17 protein-coding genes are annotated in these 15912 nt (G+C 68.8%); 12 read left to right on the forward strand and 5 right to left on the reverse strand.

Annotated elements, in window-relative coordinates; translation table 11 throughout:
* The first annotated feature begins 23 nt into the window (after positions 1 to 23).
* On the forward strand, positions 24 to 815 hold the full coding sequence (locus tag ACAM58_RS15055; RefSeq protein WP_012748218.1) for a sulfurtransferase: 792 nt from the start codon (positions 24 to 26) through the stop codon (positions 813 to 815).
* Between the two features lie 31 nt (positions 816 to 846).
* Here ACAM58_RS15055 and ACAM58_RS15060 read toward each other — a convergent pair whose 3' ends face one another.
* The 4 genes from ACAM58_RS15060 to ACAM58_RS15075 are packed head-to-tail and all read right to left on the reverse strand — an operon-like array spanning position 847 to position 3581.
* The gene (locus tag ACAM58_RS15060) at positions 847 to 1770 is read right to left on the reverse strand and encodes a pirin family protein (protein ID WP_012748219.1); all 924 of its coding nucleotides are present in this window, start codon (positions 1768 to 1770) and stop codon (positions 847 to 849) included.
* A gap of 25 nt (positions 1771 to 1795) precedes the next feature.
* Positions 1796 to 2347, reverse strand: coding sequence for a flavodoxin family protein (locus tag ACAM58_RS15065; RefSeq protein ID WP_012748220.1), 552 nt, complete (start codon positions 2345 to 2347; stop codon positions 1796 to 1798).
* Positions 2348 to 2378: 31 nt separating this feature from the next.
* Complete coding sequence (locus ACAM58_RS15070) at positions 2379 to 2864, reverse strand: DoxX family protein (RefSeq protein ID WP_369663072.1); 486 nt, start codon at positions 2862 to 2864, stop codon at positions 2379 to 2381.
* A gap of 15 nt (positions 2865 to 2879) precedes the next feature.
* Complete coding sequence (locus tag ACAM58_RS15075; protein ID WP_012748222.1) at positions 2880 to 3581, reverse strand: pirin family protein; 702 nt, start codon at positions 3579 to 3581, stop codon at positions 2880 to 2882.
* Between the two features lie 177 nt (positions 3582 to 3758).
* Here ACAM58_RS15075 and ACAM58_RS15080 point away from each other — a divergent pair, with 177 nt between their 5' ends.
* From ACAM58_RS15080 to ACAM58_RS15100, 5 genes are all read left to right on the forward strand, one after another.
* Entirely contained in the window at positions 3759 to 4712 is a 954-nt protein-coding gene (locus tag ACAM58_RS15080; RefSeq protein WP_012748223.1) for a LysR family transcriptional regulator, read from the forward strand.
* A 142-nt stretch (positions 4713 to 4854) separates the two neighbouring features.
* A complete protein-coding gene (locus tag ACAM58_RS15085; protein ID WP_012748224.1) occupies positions 4855 to 5937 on the forward strand; it encodes an FAD-dependent oxidoreductase in 1083 nt (360 codons plus the stop codon).
* Between the two features lie 7 nt (positions 5938 to 5944).
* Positions 5945 to 6868: a tRNA glutamyl-Q(34) synthetase GluQRS gene (gene gluQRS / locus ACAM58_RS15090; protein ID WP_012748225.1), complete on the forward strand. Its 924-nt coding sequence runs from the start codon at positions 5945 to 5947 to the stop codon at positions 6866 to 6868.
* Positions 6868 to 7626, forward strand: a complete 759-nt coding sequence (gene trmB, locus ACAM58_RS15095; RefSeq protein ID WP_369663073.1) for a tRNA (guanosine(46)-N7)-methyltransferase TrmB — start codon at positions 6868 to 6870, stop codon at positions 7624 to 7626. Before gluQRS ends, trmB begins: the two co-directional genes overlap by 1 nt.
* Positions 7627 to 7730: 104 nt before the next feature.
* Positions 7731 to 8894: an ABC transporter substrate-binding protein gene (locus ACAM58_RS15100; protein ID WP_012748227.1), complete on the forward strand. Its 1164-nt coding sequence runs from the start codon at positions 7731 to 7733 to the stop codon at positions 8892 to 8894.
* Between the two features lie 4 nt (positions 8895 to 8898).
* Here the strand turns inward: ACAM58_RS15100 and ACAM58_RS15105 are convergent, their stop codons facing one another.
* Positions 8899 to 9618: a Crp/Fnr family transcriptional regulator gene (locus ACAM58_RS15105; protein ID WP_369663074.1), complete on the reverse strand. Its 720-nt coding sequence runs from the start codon at positions 9616 to 9618 to the stop codon at positions 8899 to 8901.
* A gap of 102 nt (positions 9619 to 9720) precedes the next feature.
* Here ACAM58_RS15105 and ACAM58_RS15110 point away from each other — a divergent pair, with 102 nt between their 5' ends.
* From ACAM58_RS15110 to ACAM58_RS15135, 6 genes are all read left to right on the forward strand, one after another.
* The gene (locus ACAM58_RS15110; protein ID WP_012748229.1) at positions 9721 to 10311 is read left to right on the forward strand and encodes an HD domain-containing protein; all 591 of its coding nucleotides are present in this window, start codon (positions 9721 to 9723) and stop codon (positions 10309 to 10311) included.
* A gap of 24 nt (positions 10312 to 10335) precedes the next feature.
* Complete coding sequence (locus ACAM58_RS15115; RefSeq protein WP_012748230.1) at positions 10336 to 11103, forward strand: class II aldolase/adducin family protein; 768 nt, start codon at positions 10336 to 10338, stop codon at positions 11101 to 11103.
* 90 nt (positions 11104 to 11193) lie between these two features.
* Entirely contained in the window at positions 11194 to 12120 is a 927-nt protein-coding gene (locus ACAM58_RS15120; RefSeq protein WP_012748231.1) for a LysR family transcriptional regulator, read from the forward strand.
* A gap of 77 nt (positions 12121 to 12197) precedes the next feature.
* Positions 12198 to 13628, forward strand: coding sequence for an FAD-dependent tricarballylate dehydrogenase TcuA (gene tcuA / locus ACAM58_RS15125; protein ID WP_369663075.1), 1431 nt, complete (start codon positions 12198 to 12200; stop codon positions 13626 to 13628).
* A complete protein-coding gene (tcuB, locus tag ACAM58_RS15130; RefSeq protein WP_012748233.1) occupies positions 13612 to 14838 on the forward strand; it encodes a tricarballylate utilization 4Fe-4S protein TcuB in 1227 nt (408 codons plus the stop codon). The genes tcuA and tcuB overlap by 17 nt, the downstream gene beginning before the upstream one ends.
* Before the next feature lie 63 nt (positions 14839 to 14901).
* Positions 14902 to 15882, forward strand: coding sequence for a tripartite tricarboxylate transporter substrate binding protein (locus ACAM58_RS15135; protein WP_012748234.1), 981 nt, complete (start codon positions 14902 to 14904; stop codon positions 15880 to 15882).
* The last annotated feature ends 30 nt before the right edge of the window (positions 15883 to 15912 follow it).

A 15912-nucleotide genomic window follows, 5' to 3' on the forward strand; every position in this document is an offset into this window, starting at 1 on the left:
GGCAATCCCTACAATCGCCCCCCGTGCAAGAGATTTTGAATATCGCGGCCTACAAATTCGTGGCCATCGACGACAGCCCCGTGCTGCGCGAAGACCTGCGCGAGCGCGCCCAGGCCCTGGGCCTCATGGGCACCATCCTGCTGGCGCCCGAGGGCATCAACCTGTTCCTGGCGGGGCTGCCCGATGCCGTGCGCAGCTTCGTGGCCGGCCTGCGCGCCGATGTGCGCTTCGCCGACCTCGAAACCAAGGAAAGCTGGTCCGCCGCGCAGCCCTTCCGCCGCATGCTGGTGAAACTCAAGCGCGAGATCATCCGCATGGACCATCCGGCCATCCAGCCGGCAGCGGGCCGCGCGCCGGGCGTGGACGCGCCCACGCTCAAGCGCTGGCTCGACCAAGGCCACGACGATGAAGGCCGGGAAATCGCGCTGCTCGACACGCGCAACGACTTCGAGGTCGACGAAGGCAGCTTCGACGGCGCAATCGACTGGCGCATCACCAAGTTCACCGAATTCCCGCCCGCGCTCAAGGCGCACCGCGCCGATTTCGCGGGCAAGACCGTGGTGAGCTTCTGCACCGGCGGCATCCGCTGCGAGAAGGCCGCCATCCTGATGCGCGAGGAAGGCATCGAGAACGTGCTGCAGCTCGAAGGCGGCATCCTCAAATATTTCGAAGAGGTCGGCGGTGCGCACTACCACGGCGACTGCTTCGTGTTCGACGGCCGGCGCGCGCTCGCGCCCGACCTGAGCGCACGTGCGGCCGATGCCAGTGCGCGTGCAGCGGAAGACGTGGGCCTCAGCAGCGGCCTGAAGAAATAGCCGGCGGGTTGCCGGCCACGCGCTTTGGAGATCAGACCGGCGTGGTGCCCACGTCGGGTTCGCGCACGCCAAAGGGCTTGCCGGGCAGCGGAATGAACTCGGTCTCGCCAGGCACATGTCCCATGCGCTGCGCAGCCCAGTCGGAGCCGGCTTCGAGGATGCGCTCGCGCCGGCTCGATACGAAATTCCAGGTGATGTAGCGCGGGCCGTCGAGCGGCTCGCCGCCGATCACCATCAGGCGCGCCGCGGTGTCGCAAGCCAGCACTGCGCCCTGGCCGTCGGGCAGAACAGCCATCGTGTGCGCGGGGATCGCTTCGCCATTGACGCGCACATCGGCATCGACGGCATACACCGCCAATTCGGGCGCCAGCGCGGGCAGCTCGAAGCGGCCGCCCGCGGGCAATGCGATGTCGAGGTAGATCGTCTGCGACAGCGTCTTGACCGGCGAGCGTTGGCCAAAGGCCTCGCCCACCAGCACGCGCACCGCCACGCCCTGCTCCACCACCTGCGGAATGCCACCGGCCGGCGTGTGCTCGAAGCTCGGCTCGATTTCTTCGTGCGCCTGCGGCAAGGCAGCCCAGAGCTGCAGCCCGTGGTTCACGTAGGTGTCGGCCTTGAGGCGCTCGGGCTTGCGCTCGGAGTGCACGATGCCGCGCCCCGCGGTCATCCAGTTGATCGCGCCGGGCAGGATCTCCTGCACGCTGCCGAGGCTGTCGCGATGCATCATCGCGCCCTCGAAAAGATAGGTGACCGTGGACAGGCCGATGTGCGGATGCGGCCGCACGTCGTGCGCCATGCCGGGCTGCTCGGTGGCCGGGCCGAAGTGGTCGAAGAACACGAACGGGCCCACCGAGCGGCGCTGCGCCGCGGGCAGCAGGCGCCGCACATTGAAGCCGCCGCCCAGGTCCTTGTCGTGTGGTTGAAGCAATTGGGTCTGTGCGGCGGTATCGGTCATCGGGGGCTCCGTGGTTGGCTGGGTTTTATCCGCGCGATCTTGCCACTGTGGCAATACGCTCGCCGAATGCCCTTGCCGTGTCGAAGTCGCCCTTGAACATCTCGGCCGGGCTCGCATCGGAAGGCGACTGCGTCAGCAGGCCGCCGTAGCCGCCCACGTAGTTCATCGAATCGCGCGTAGCCGCCTTGCTGTTGCTCGGCAGGATGCCCATGCTGACCCACAGGCCGCTGTGCTGCATCGCAAGCGTCCACAGGTAGGCCATGGTCGCGACCTTGTCGCCGTTCATGGTGGCGCTGTTGGTGAAGCCCGCGAAGAGCTTGTCCTTCCAGCCCTGCGTGAACCAGACCTTCGACGACGCATCGGCAAATTTCTTGAACTGCCAGCTCACGCCGCCCATGTAGGTCGGCGAGCCGAAGATGATCGCGTCGGCCGCGGCCAGCGTCTCCCAGCCGCCTTCGGGCAGGTTGCCATCGGCATCGATGGCGAGCAGCTGCGCGTCCGCGCCATCGGCCACGGCTTGCGCCACGCGCTGGGTATGGCCGTAGCCGGAATGGAAGATGACGACGATGTTTGCCATGTTCAGGGACTCCTTTGTTCGGGTTGTGGAATCAGCGCTTGTCGATGCTGAAGCGGCCGGGGCCGAAGGCGGCGAAGGCGAGCAGGCCGCCCGCAATGGCGATGTTCTTGTTGAAGTTGATCTGCTGCATCATCTTCATTGCATCGGGCGCCGACCAGTACTTGTGGAAGAACAGCGCGGTGACCACGGTGAAGACGGCCATCGCAATGGCGGTCCAGCGGGTCTTGAAGCCCACCAGCAGCGCGATGCCGAGGACGAGCTCGACCAGGATGGCGATCGCGGCCGCCACTTCCGGCAGCGGCAGGCCCACCGAGTTGATGTAGCCCACGGTGCCCGCAAAGCCCATGAGCTTGCCGATGCCGGCCGGGATGAACAGGTACGCGATCAGGATGCGGCCGACCAGCGCCAGCGTGTCCTGGGCTGCATTGGGGGTGGTGGTTGTGGTTGCCATGTGTGAAAACTCCTCGGGTTGTTGAAACTGAAAAAAGAACAGGGGAAAAAGAAGGCCGGGCGGCATGCGCCCGGCCCGGGATCACGCCGCCAGGTCGAACACCAGCACTTCGGCATCCTTGCCGGCGCCGAGCGTGAGCTGCGATTCGCCCTGGAGCATCGCGGCGTCGCCGCCCGCGAGCTTCTGGCCATTGACTTCGAGCTCGCCGCGCACCAGGTGCACGTAGCTCTTGCGCTTCGAATCGAGCGCCAGGCTGGCGGTTTCATCGCCGTCGAGCAGGCCTGCGAAGAGGCGCGCATCGGCGTGCACCGTCACCGAGCCGTCGGCACCGTCGGGCGAGGCCACCAGGCGCAGCTTGCCGCGCTTTTCGGCGTCGCTGAACTTCTTCTGCTCGTAGCCGGGCGCAATGCCGCGCACGTTCGGTTCGATCCAGATCTGCAGGAAGTGCGTGGTCTCGTCGGCCTTGTGGTTGAACTCGCTGTGCATCACGCCGCGGCCCGCGCTCATGCGCTGCACGTCGCCCGGCGGGATGGATTCCACATTGCCCATGCTGTCCTTGTGCGCCAGTTCGCCCGAGAGCACGTAGCTGATGATCTCCATGTCCTTGTGGCCATGGGTGCCGAAACCGGCGCCCGCGGCCACGCGGTCTTCGTTGATCACCCGCAGGTTGCCGAAACCCATGTGGGCCGGGTCGTAGTAGCCGGCAAAGGAAAAGCTGTGGAACGAGCGCAGCCAGCCATGGTCGGCATAACCGCGTTCCTGTGATTTACGGACTTGCAACATCGTCAAACTCCTTCGGCCCTGCCCCGTGGGGGTTGCTCGGGCCTTCTTCGTATGCCGCGCCGGATGCGCAGCGGATGTGAAGAACTTTAGGCCCGCACCCCATCGATAAAAGCGCCGGGTTTTGATGGCATCATTCAAATTTTTTGATCGATCGATCCGCCGGTCGAAGGAGCCGCCATGCCCAGCGCCAGAGACGTACTGACCCCCGATGCGCTCGCCATGCTGCAGACCGTGGCGAGCACCGGCAGCTTTGCCGGCGCGGCGCGCGCGCTCAACCTCGTGCCCAGCGCGCTCAGCTACCGCGTGCGCCAGATCGAGGACGCGCTCGACGTGCTGCTGTTCGACCGCAGCGCACGCCAGGCCCGCATCACCGAGGCCGGCGCCGAGCTGCTGCGCGAGGCGGCGCGGCTGCTCGGCGAGATCGATGCGGTGGCCAACCGCGTCAAGCGCGTGGCCACCGGCTGGGAGCCGATGCTCACCATTGCGGTCGACAGCGTGATCGCGCGCGACCCGCTGCTCGACCTGGCCACGGCCTTCTTCGCGCTCGATCCGCCCACGCGGCTCAAGCTGCGCGACGAAACCCTGCTCGGCACCATCGAGGCGCTGACCAGCGGCGAGGCCGACCTGGCCATTGGCGCGGTGCTCGACGCGGCGAGCCTGGCCTTCACCGCCACCGGCATCCGCAGCCGGCCGATCGGCGAGCTGTGCTTTGTCTATGCAGTGGCGCCGCACCATCCGCTCGCGCGCCTGCCCGAGCCATTGACCGATGCGGTGCTTCGCCAGCATCGCGCGGTGGCCGCGGCCGACTCGGTGCGCAGCGGGCCGAGCATGACGGTCAACCTGGTCGGTGGACAGGACGTGCTCACGGTGCCGAGCATGCAGGCCAAGCTGAACGCGCAGCTGCACGGCCTGGGCGGCGGCTTCCTTCCCGAGCCGATGGCGCGGCCCTACATCGAGGCCGGCCACCTGGTCGAGCGCAAGACCGAACGCCAGCCGCCGCTCGCGACCATGCACTGCGCCTGGCGCGTGCGCAGCGCGGGCGGACCGGGCCGCGCACTCGAATGGTGGCTCGCGCAGTTCGAGCACGAGGCCACGCGGCGGGCTCTGCTCGAACGGCATCGCGGGCGTTGATTCGGTGCGGGACATTCGCGGAGGGGAGTACCCGGTGGCCTGTGCACGTGCCCTGAACAGGACACGTCCTCCAGCCGCCTCCCGGACCGATGTAGAGTCCGGACACATCCATCCGTCTCCGTACACAAGAAAAGAGTCCCTCATGACCACTCGCGCAACTGCAAAGGCGGCCGACCGCCACCGAACCCCCGCCGCTCCACGCCACTACGCCGTCGTCGGCGCCGGCATTGCCGGAGTCGCCTGCGCCCGGACGCTGGTGCAGGCCGGCCACAAGGTCACGGTGTTCGAACGCGAGGCCGCGCCCGGCGGGCGCATGGCGAGCGTCGACACCGCCTTCGGCCGCTTCGACAGCGGCGCGCAGTACTTCACCGTGCGCGATCCGCGCTTTGCGCTGGCGCTGGAAGCCACGCCCAGCCTCTGCCGCCCCTGGAGCGCCAACCTCGTGCGCGTGCTCGATGCGCACGGCCGCGTGGCCGAGGCCGCATTGCCCGGGCGCGAATCGCACTGGGTGGCGCAGCCGGGCATGGACGCCCTGGTGGCCCACTGGGCCGCGCCGCTGGGCGACAGCCTCGTGGCCGACACGCAGGTCACGCAGATCGAAGCCGATGCGCTCGACCCCAAGCGCTGGCAGCTGCGCACCGCCGGTGAAGACGATTCGCAGCATGTGTACTCGGGCTTCGACGCCGTGCTGCTGGCCGTGCCGCCCTCGCGCACGCGCGCGCTGCTGGGTGACGGCAAGCTTTCGGCCGCCATCAGCCAGAAGATCGAGCCGGTGCGCATCGCGCCTTGCTGGACGCTGATGATCGCCTTTCCGCAGGCCAACCAGGCCAACATGTCGCACCTCGGCCCGCAATGGAATGCGGCGCGCAGCACCCATCACCGCGTGGCATGGCTGGCGCGCGAATCGTCCAAGCCCGGCCGCGAACGCGTGGAGCGCTGGACGCTGCAGGCCAGCGCCACCTGGTCGCAGGAGCACCTGCGCGACGATGCCGCGCGCGTCGAGGCCAAGCTGCTGCGCGCCTTCGCCGAGATCACCGGCATCCATGCCGCGCCCACGCACGCCCGGGCACGCTGCTGGCCCGAAGCCCAGACCCAGGTGCCCGTGGGCAAGAGCCACCTGTGGGACGCCAAGGCACGCATCGGCGTGGCCGGCGACTGGTGCACCGGGCACCGGGTCGAAGATGCGTTCCTCTCGGGCCTTTCGCTGGCGCTTGCAGTGATCTGATCCACGGATGCGGGAGACCGGCCGTTTCGCGCCCTCGCCCACCGGCCCGCTGCATGCCGGCTCGCTGGTGGCCGCGCTCGCAAGCTGGCTCGACGTGCGCGCGCGCGGCCCGAAGGCGCGCTGGCTGATCCGCATCGAGGACGCCGACACCGAACGCTGCCTGCCCGGCATGGGCGAGCACATCCTTGGGCAACTGGCCGACTGCGGCCTGCTGCCCGACGAAGCGCCGCTGTGGCAGACGCAGCGCACCGAGCGCTACGAAGCCGCGCTGGCAAGGCTGCGGGCCCTCGGCCTTGCCTACCCCTGCGGCTGCTCGCGCAAGGACATCGACGAGGCGCTGGCACGGCTCGGCCGGCCGCACACGCGCCATGGCGAGCGGGTCTACCCCGGCACCTGCCGCGACGGCCTGCACGGCAAACCCGCACGCGCCTGGCGCTTTGCCACCGAGAAATTCGAATCGGCCCAGCCGGCCTTGGCCCATGGCGAACTCTGCTGGACCGACCGCCGCCTTGGCCGCCAGTGCCAGGACGTGAGCCGCGAGGTTGGCGACTTCGTGCTGCGTCGCGCCGATGGCCCCTGGGCCTACCAGCTTGCGGTGGTGGTCGACGACGCGGAACAGGGCGTGACCGACGTGGTGCGCGGCGAAGACCTGGCCGACAACACCGCGCGCCAGATCCTGTTGCAGCGCGCACTCGGCCTGCCCACGCCCAGCTACCTGCACACGCCGCTGGTGCGCGGCGCCGACGGCGACAAGCTCTCCAAGCAGAACGGCGCCACCGCCATCGACACCGCCACGCCAGAGGCTGCCCTGGCCGCCCTCGACGCGGCCGCGCGCGTGCTCGGCCTGCGCGCCACCACGGCCGCTTCCTGCGCGCCTGCATTGGCCGGCTGGGTGCCCGAATGGCGCGATCTCTACAATTCGCGGCCGTAATGACCTTTCCCGACACCGTGCCCCACGATTCCACGCCCGACGACGACGACGACGCGGCCGACGACAACAGCAACAAGCCGCCGCATCCGCTGCACCGCCGCCTCAAGAGCTTCGTGAAGCGCGCGGGCCGCACCACCGACGGCCAGGCGCGCGCCTTTGCCGAGCTGGGCCCGCTGTTCCTCATTCCCTACAAGCCCGAGCCGCTCGACCTGACGGCGGCCTTCGGCGGCCGCGCCGCGCCGACCGTGCTCGAGATCGGCTTTGGCATGGGCGAGGCCACCGCGCACATCGCCACGGTGCTGCCCGAGACCAACTTCCTGTGCTGCGAAGTGCACGAGCCCGGCGTGGGCGCGCTGCTCAAGCGCATCGGCGAGCAGTCGATCAGCAACATCCGCATCTGCGCGCACGATGCGGTCGACGTGCTCGACCACATGCTGCAGCCCGGCTCGCTGGCGGGCGTGCATGTGTTCTTTCCCGACCCGTGGCACAAGAAGCGCCACAACAAGCGCCGCCTGATCCAGCCCAAGTTCGTGAAAAAGCTCGCCGAACACCTGCAGCCGGGCGGCTACATCCATTGCGCCACCGACTGGCAGCCCTACGCCGAGCAGATGCTCGAGGTGCTGTCCGCCGAGCCGCTGCTGCGCAACACGGCCGAAGGCTACGCACCCAAGCCCGAGTACCGGCCGCTCACCAAGTTCGAGAGCCGCGGCATCAAGCTGGGCCACGGCGTCTGGGACCTGGTGTTCCGGCGCGCCTGAGGCCGCTGCTCCTGCGGGAGGCCCGCCGGGCCTCGTTTGCCGCAGCCTTCCCCATCGGCACCGAACTTGCTACACTTTTTTACTACTGTTAAAAAAGGTGAGCCATGGACAGTTCTCGCAGGGAATGGCTGGGCAAGGCGTGCGGGGCGCTGCTGCTGGGCGGCGGCGTTCATCTGCCGGCGCTGTCGCAATCGTCGGGCCGCGCGGCGGGCGCACGGGTGGTCGTGCTGGGCCAGTCGGTGCCGCTGACAGGCGCCGCCGGCGAGATCGGGCTGGCCTTTGCGGCCGGCAGCCGGCTCGCGGTGGCCGACTTCAACGAGCGCAATGCCGCGAGCGGCCTGCAGCTCAAGCTGCTGCAGCTGGACGACGGCTACGACGCGGGCCGGGCCGCCGCCAATGCACGCACGCTGCTTGGCACCGACAAGGCCGACATGCTGTTCGGCTTCGTGGGCACGGCCAGCAGCGACGCCGGCGCCAACGTGGCCGCGCAGCAGGGCAGCCTGCTGTTCGCGCCTTTTGCCGCCGCCGACACGCTGCGCGAGGCCAGCCACCCCAACGTGTTCCACGTGCGCCCCGGCATGATCGACGAGGCGCTGAAGATCGTGCGCCAGTGCGCCACCGTGGGCCAGACGCGCATCGCGCTGGTGGGCGACGACGACGCCATGGGCCGCGCCGGCCTGGCCGCCGTGCAGCAGGCCATCACCGAGCTGAAGCTGCCCGCGCTGGTGGCCTCGGCGATGGTGCCGGCCGGCGGCGCCGACAAACTCGACGCGGCGCTGAAGACGGTGCTGCAGCAGACGCCGCAGGCCATCGTGCTGGTGTCGCTCTCGGGCACCACGGCCAATGCGATCCGCAAGCTGCGCAAGAGCGGCTACAGCGGCAGCTTCATGGCCTTCTCGATCGTGGGCATCGACCCGCTCTATGCCGAACTGGGCAAGGACATCGGCGGCATCGTGATCTCGCAGGTGGTGCCGTCGCCGCGGCCCTCGGCCATTCCGATCGTCAAGGAGTACCGCGCCGCGGTCGACAACTCCGACCAGACGCCCTCGTACGAAGGGCTCGAAGGCTTCATCGCGGTCAAGGTGGCGGGCGAAGCGGTGCGCCGCGCGGGCCGCGGCTTCACCACGGCGAGCCTGCAGCGCGTGATGACCGCCATGACCGACTACGACGTGGGCGGCTTTCGCGTCAACCTGCGCCCGGGCCTGCGCGATGCCTCGCGCACCATCGACCTGATCAGCATCTCCGCCGACGGGCGCGTGCTGCGCTGAGGCGCTATCCGGTGCTCGCCAGCGCCTGCAGCGCATCGATCGACCTGAGCTCGATGCGCCCGTAGCCCAGCGCGAGCACGCCCTCGCCCGCCAGCGCATTGAGCTCCTTCGAAAGCGTCTGGCGCGTGACGCCGAGCATCATCGCCAGCGCCTCCTGCGGCAGCATCAGCGTGCGGCGCAGCTGCGCCGACTGCGTGGCGTCGCCGCGCGCCAGCACCAGCAGCCGGTGCGCCACGCGCGCACGCAGGCTGCGCAGCGTGGCGTCTTCGGTGAGGCCGTAGAGCATGCGCACGCGCGCGGCCAGCATGGCGGCCATCGCATTGGCAAAGACCACGTCGCGCATCTGCTGGGCAAAGGCCTCGGGCGGCACCACGAGCAGGTCGAGCGCCTCCAGCGCGGTGGCGTCGTGGGTGCGCGGCGAGCCGTCGATCAGCGTGATCTCGCCGAACCAGTTGCCGGGCTCGAGCACCGCAAGAATGGCCTCGCGCCCGTCCTGCCGCAGCGAAGAGACCTTGATCGTGCCGGCCAGGAGGCCATAGAAGCCGCCGCCCGCCGCATGGATCGGATCGCCCTGGCGGAACACCATGGCGCCGCGCCACACGTGGATGAGTTCGCCCGCGCCCAGCAGTGCTTCGCGCTGCGCGCGCGGCATGCTGGTGAACCATGGATTGCGCTCCATCGCGGCGCGGTGCGGGGCGGAGAGACGCGGTTTGGAAGGCGGCATGCGGGGGTTTACCAGAGCCTTGCATTGTCAAATTCTTGACAGTTGAACGTCAAGCCCGGGTCTACAGTGGCCGCTCCCCCCAAAGAACACGGAGACAACACGATGAGCGAACGGGCAGGTTTCAGGAGCATGCAGGAGAGCACGCGCGAAGACTGGCAGCTGATAGGCGGCGAGTTCAGGCAGTTCGCGGCCGGCCTGCCCGCGCGCGTGATCCGGCACTTGCAGATCCTCGAACGCGACTACGGCGGCTTTCCGGTCGACCGCTACACCCATTCGCTGCAGACCGCCACGCGCGCGCTGCGCGACGGCCGCGACGAGGAATACGTGGTGTGCGCGCTCCTGCACGACATCGGCGACACGCTCGGCAGCTTCAACCATCCCGACATTGCCGCGGCCATCCTCAAGCCCTTCGTGAGCGAGGCCAACCACTGGATGGTGCAGCACCACGGCATCTTCCAGGGCCACTACTTCTTCCATCACATCGGCCTGGACCGCGACATGCGCGACGGCTTCAAGGACCATCCGCACTACGAGCGCACGGCCGAGTTCTGCGCGCTCTACGACAACCCGGCCTTCGACCCCCGCGCCGAGACGCTGCCCATCAGCGAGTTCGAGCCCATGCTGCAGCGCCTGATGGCGCAGCCGAAGCAGAGCATCTACAAGGCGGCCATGAAGGAACCAGCCGCGGCCTGACCCATCCCCAAGGAAACCACCACCATGAACGCAAACACCCAATCCGAAATCCAGAAGCTCGTCTCCGCCGAGGAGTGGCAGCTGCGCGTCGACCTTGCCGCCTGCTACCGCCTGGTGGCGCTCTACGGCTGGAGCGACCTGGTCTTCACCCACATCAGTGCGCGCATTCCCGGGCCCGAGCACCACTTCCTGATCAACCCCTACGGCCTGATGTTCGACGAGATCACCGCGTCGAGCCTGGTCAAGGTCGACCAGCAGTGCAACAAGATCATCGACTCGCCCTACCCCGTGAACCCGGCCGGCTTCGTGATCCACAGCGCCGTGCATGCGGCGCGCGAAGACATCCAGTGCGTGCTGCACACCCACACCAAGGCCGGCATTGCCGTGAGCGCGCAGAAGAACGGCGTGCTGCCCATCAGCCAGCAGTCGACCTTCGTGCTGGCGTCGCTCGCCTACCACGACTACGAAGGCGTGGCCTTCCGCGACGACGAGAAGCCGCGCCTGCAGGCCGACATGGGCAACGCCAATTTCCTGATGCTGCGCAACCACGGCCTGCTGACTTGCGGCAAGACCATTGCCGACGCTTTCCTTTCGATGTACACCTTCGAGAACACCTGCCAGATCCAGATCGCCGCGCAATCGGGCGGCGGCGAACTCACGCAGGTGAACCCCAAGATCGTCGAGGGCGTGGGCCAGGCGATGAAGGTGCAGACCGGCGGCCTGGGCGGGCAGTTCGTCTGGCCCTCGCTGATCCGCAAGCTCGACCGCATCGACGACAGCTACAAGCAATAAGCAACAAGCGCCGATCCCGGTTTCCACGGCTGCCAGCGCCTGCGCGACGGGTGTTGGCGGTCATTTTTTCAACTGCGCGATGATGCGGGCATGGAACTCCGGCAACTGCGCTACTTCGTCAAGGTTTGCGAACTGCGCAGCATGGGCCGCGCGGCCGTCGAGCTGGGCGTGGTCACCTCGGCGCTGAGCCAGCAGATCAGCCGGCTCGAAGGCGAGCTTTCCACGCGCCTCTTGCAGCGCAGCTCGACCGGCGTGGTGCCCACCGATGCCGGCCTGGCCTTCTTGCAGCAGGCGCAGCTCACGCTGCGCCATGCCGACGATGCCGTGCGCGCGGCGCAGCAGGCGCGCCTGTCGGGCCATGTGAGCGTGGGCCTTGCGCCCACCACGGCCACCGTGCTGGGCGTGCCGCTGATGCGCGCCATGCAGCAGCGCTACCCCGAGGTGCGGCTGCACATGGTCGAGGCGCTGTCGGGCCATCTCACGACGATGCTGCACGCGCGCCAGCTCGACCTGGCGGTGCTGTTCCAGACCGATACGCCGCGGCGCTGGAGCGTGGCGCCGCTCCTGGCCGAGAAGCTGTTCGTGATCGCATCGCCGACGCTGGAGGGGCGCCCCACGGGCACCAAGGTCCGCCTGTCGCAGCTCGCCGAGGTGCCGCTGATCCTGCCGAGCGGCAGCCACGGCCTGCGCGCGACGCTGATGGCGGCCTTTGCGCGGGCCTGCATCCAGCCGCGCATCGTTGCCGAGGTCGACGGCCTCGCGCTGCTGATGGACGCGGTGCGCGCGGGCTACGGCGCCACCGTGCAGCCCGGCGCCGCCACGGCCCGGCATGACCGCGACGACCTGGAGCTCACGCAGATCAGCGATGCGCACGTGGGCCGCCGCAACCTGCTCGTGAGCCTGTCGGACGACGAGCTTTCGCCGGCCGCTCTGGCCGCGCGCGTGGTGGTTGCCGACACGGCGCGCGCCCTGGTGCGCGAGGGGCGATGGGCCGGGGCCAGTCTTCTCGAAAGCTGAACACCCGTTGCCTCAACCGGCCTTTCGCGTGAAGGGCGCGCTCCCTAAAGTCTCCTGGATTCAAAGGAGACCCACGAGTGATAGATGTACTGGTTGTCGGCGGCGGCAATGCCGCGCTGTGCGCCGCGCTGATGGCGCGCGAGGCCGGCGCTTCGGTGCTGCTGCTGGAAGCCTCGCCGAAGGAATGGCGCGGCGGCAATTCGCAGCACACCCGCAACCTGCGCTGCATGCACGATGCCCCGCAGGACGTGCTGGTCGATGCCTACCCTGAAGAGGAATACTGGCAAGACCTGCTGAAGGTGACGGGTGGCCTGACCGACGAGCACCTCGCGCGCCTGGCGATCCGCGCCTCGTCGAACTGCCGCGACTGGATGCGCAGCCATGGCGTGCACTTCCAGCCGCCGCTGTCGGGCGCGCTGCACGTGGCGCGCACCAATGCCTTCTTCATGGGCGGCGGCAAGGCGCTGGTGAACGCCTATTTCCGGAGCGCCGAAAAACTCGGCGTGCAGATCCGCTACGAGACGCCCGTGGCCTCGGTGGAGCTCGACGGCGAGCGCTTCGTGGCCGTGCGCACCGAGGCCGGCGAGCGCATCGAAGCCAGGAGCTGCGTGCTGGCCGCCGGCGGCTTCGAATCGAACCGCGAGTGGCTGCGCGAAGCCTGGGGCCGGAACGAGCGCGGCGAATGGCCGGCCGACAACTTCCTCGTCCGCGGCACGCGCTTCAACCAGGGCGTGCTGCTGAAGTACATGATCGACGCGGGCGCCGACAGCATCGGCGATCCGTCGCAGGGCCACATGGTGGCCATCGATGCGCGCGCGCCGCTCTACGACGGCGGCATCTGCACGCGCATCGACTGCGTGTCGCTCGGCGTGATGGTCAACCGCGAGGCGCAACGCTTCTACGATGAGGGCGAAGACTTCTGGCCCAAGCGCTACGCGATCTGGGGCCGGCTGGTGGCGCAGCAGCCGGGGCAGATCGCGTGGTCGGTCATCGACCAGAAGGCCGTCGGGCGCTTCATGCCGCCGGTGTTCACCGGCACGCAGGCAAGCACGCTCGGCGAGCTGGCGCAGAAGATCGGCCTGGACGAAGCCACGTTCGTGCGCACCGTGCAGGACTACAACGCGGCCTGCCGCGTCGGCCGCTTCGACCATACGGCCCTCGACGACTGCCACACCGAAGGGATCGCGCCCGCCAAGACGCACTGGGCGCGTCCGATCGACACCGCGCCCTTCTACGCCTACCCGCTGCGGCCCGGCATCACCTTCACGTATCTCGGCCTGAAGGTGGACGAGACCGCGGCCGTGCGCTTTGGCGGCCGGCCCAGCCCCAACCTGTTCGTGGCCGGCGAAATGATGGCCGGCAACGTGCTGGGCAAGGGCTACACGGCCGGCGTGGGCATGAGCATCGGCACGGCCTTCGGCCGCATCGCGGGCACGCAGGCGGCACGCGCAGCAAAGAACCATTCGAAAAAGAATTCCCCGGAGACCGCCCTTGCAGCAACTCACTGACCTGGTCGCACGCGCCCGTGCGGATGCCGATGGCATCGGCAGCGCATCAGCGCGCGTCATTCCCATCCGGCCGGCGCTGCCGCTCGCCGCCAGCGAAGCCGAAGTCGCGCGCATCCTGCAGATCTGCAACGCCTGCCGGTATTGCGAAGGCTTCTGCGCCGTGTTCCCCGCAATGACGCGGCGGCTGGAGTTCGGCAAGGCCGACACGCACTATCTGGCCAACCTGTGCCACAACTGCGGCTCCTGCCTGCATGCCTGCCAATATGCGCCGCCGCACGAGTTTGCGGTGAACGTGCCGCAGGCGATGGCGCAGGTGCGCCTGCAGACCTACCACGACTACGCCTGGCCCCCTGCGATGGGCGCGCTCTACAAGAAGGCCGGGCTCACCGTCGCGCTGGCGCTGGCCGGTGGATTGGCGCTGTTCCTCGTGCTGGCCGTCGCGATGTCGGGCTCGCTGCTGCACGAGCCGCTCGCGGGCAACTTCTACGCGATCTTCCCGCACAACTTTCTCGCGCTGGTGTTCGGCGCGGTGTTCGCCTTTGTGCTGTTCGCGCTGGCAATGGGCGTGCGGCGCTTCTGGCGCGAGGTGTCGCCGACGCAGGAGAACGCGCCGGGCGAAGTGGCCGGCGTGCGCGCCGCGGCCGGCGCCGAGGCCGCGCAGGACGTGCTGCGCCTCAGCTACCTGGGCGGCGGCCACGGCGAAGGCTGCAACAACGAAGACGACCGCTTCACGCCCTGGCGCCGGCGTTTCCACCACTTCACCTTCTACGGCTTCATGCTGTGCTTCGCCTCCACCTGCGTGGCAACGCTCTACCACTACCTGCTGGGCCTGCACGCGCCCTATGCGCTCACGAGCCTGCCGGTGCTGCTGGGCACCGCAGGCGGCATCGGCCTGGCGATCGGCCCGGCCGGGCTGCTGTGGCTGAACCTGCGGCGCAACGCGGCGCATGGCGACGTGGCCCAGCGGCCGATGGACCGCGGCTTCATCGCGCTGCTGCTGCTCACCAGCGCGACCGGCCTGGCCCTGCTCGCCTGGCGCGACACCGCCTTCATGGCGCTGCTGCTCGCGGTGCACCTGGGCGTGGTGATGGCGCTGTTCCTCACACTGCCCTACGGCAAGTTCGCGCACGGCATCTTCCGCTCGGCGGCGCTGCTCAAGTTCGCGATCGAGAAACGCCTGCCCAGCCGCCTGCAGCTGGGTGCCGAGTGAATGAACTCGTGCACCCCAGACCCTGCAATCTTCAAAACCACGACAACACCAAGACCCATCACGATGAACAAGACGCTCTCCTCTTTCCTGCGCGCCGGCATGGCCACCCTGCTCTCGGCGGCGGCCGCATCGACCGCGCTCGCAGACGGCTGGCCCGCCAAGCCCATCACCATCGTCGTGCCCTTCGTGGCGGGCGGCACCACCGACATCGTCGCGCGCACCGTGGGCCAGAAGCTCTCGGAATCGCTCGGGCAGCCGGTCATCATCGACAACCGTGGCGGCGCGGGCGGCACCGTGGGCGCGGCCATCGCATCGAAGGCGCCGGCCGACGGCTACACGCTGTTCCTGGCCACCATCGCGCATTCGATCGCGCCGGGCCTCTACAAGCGCCTGCCCTACGACTTCCGGCGCGACTTCGATCCGGTGGCGCTCGTGGCCTCCACGCCCAACGTGCTGGTGGTCAACGACAAGGTGCCGGCCAGGTCGGTGGCGGAACTGGTGGCCTACATCAACGCCAATCCCGGCAAGGTGAACTTCGGCTCGGCCGGCAACGGCAGCACCGAGCACATCTCGGGCGAGCTGTTCCGCTCGATGACCCGGACCGACGTCACCCACGTGCCCTACAAGGGCGGCGCGCCGATGATGGCGGACCTGATCGGCGGCCAGATCCAGATGGCCATCGAGACCAGCCCCTCGGCCGCGCCGCACGTGCGCGGCGGCAAGGTGCATGCGCTGGCCGTGACCACGCTGAAGCGCTCGCCGGCCTACCCGGGCGTGCCCACGCTGGACGAGGCCGGCCTCAAGGGCTACGACATGACCACCTGGTTCGCACTCATGGCACCGCACGGCACGCCGCCGGCACTGGTCACGCGCCTGAACGCCGAAGTCGCCCGCGCGCTGCAGCAGCAGGACGTGGCCAGGCGTTTCGAGGAGCAAGGCGTAACAGCAGGCAACATGCGGCCGGCCGAGCTCAAGGCCTTCATCGGCAGCGAAACCACCAAGTGGGTGAAGGTGGCCCGCGACGCCGGCGCGACCGCCGAATAGGCGCCCGCGCCTTACCGTCAAAGCCCGGCC

It is taken from the genome of Variovorax sp. V116 (genome assembly GCF_041154435.1).
Classification (GTDB): Bacteria; Pseudomonadota; Gammaproteobacteria; order Burkholderiales; family Burkholderiaceae_C; genus Variovorax; species Variovorax paradoxus.

Bases quoted from the DNA above. Each gene is read 5' to 3' on its own strand.
- ACAM58_RS15115 (WP_012748230.1), top strand. From the start codon at position 10,336: ATGAACGCAAACACCCAATCCGAAATCCAGAAGCTCGTCTCCGCCGAG.
- ACAM58_RS15075 (WP_012748222.1), bottom strand. From the start codon at position 3,581: ATGTTGCAAGTCCGTAAATCACAGGAACGCGGTTATGCCGACCATGGC.
- ACAM58_RS15135 (WP_012748234.1), top strand. From the start codon at position 14,902: ATGAACAAGACGCTCTCCTCTTTCCTGCGCGCCGGCATGGCCACCCTG.
- ACAM58_RS15070 (WP_369663072.1), bottom strand. From the start codon at position 2,864: ATGCCGCCCGGCCTTCTTTTTCCCCTGTTCTTTTTTCAGTTTCAACAA.
- ACAM58_RS15120 (WP_012748231.1), top strand. From the start codon at position 11,194: ATGGAACTCCGGCAACTGCGCTACTTCGTCAAGGTTTGCGAACTGCGC.
- ACAM58_RS15060 (WP_012748219.1), bottom strand. From the start codon at position 1,770: ATGACCGATACCGCCGCACAGACCCAATTGCTTCAACCACACGACAAG.
- ACAM58_RS15100 (WP_012748227.1), top strand. From the start codon at position 7,731: ATGGACAGTTCTCGCAGGGAATGGCTGGGCAAGGCGTGCGGGGCGCTG.
- ACAM58_RS15085 (WP_012748224.1), top strand. From the start codon at position 4,855: ATGACCACTCGCGCAACTGCAAAGGCGGCCGACCGCCACCGAACCCCC.
- ACAM58_RS15110 (WP_012748229.1), top strand. From the start codon at position 9,721: ATGAGCGAACGGGCAGGTTTCAGGAGCATGCAGGAGAGCACGCGCGAA.
- gluQRS (WP_012748225.1), top strand. From the start codon at position 5,945: ATGCGGGAGACCGGCCGTTTCGCGCCCTCGCCCACCGGCCCGCTGCAT.
- ACAM58_RS15105 (WP_369663074.1), bottom strand. From the start codon at position 9,618: ATGCCGCCTTCCAAACCGCGTCTCTCCGCCCCGCACCGCGCCGCGATG.
- ACAM58_RS15080 (WP_012748223.1), top strand. From the start codon at position 3,759: ATGCCCAGCGCCAGAGACGTACTGACCCCCGATGCGCTCGCCATGCTG.
- trmB (WP_369663073.1), top strand. From the start codon at position 6,868: ATGACCTTTCCCGACACCGTGCCCCACGATTCCACGCCCGACGACGAC.
- ACAM58_RS15065 (WP_012748220.1), bottom strand. From the start codon at position 2,347: ATGGCAAACATCGTCGTCATCTTCCATTCCGGCTACGGCCATACCCAG.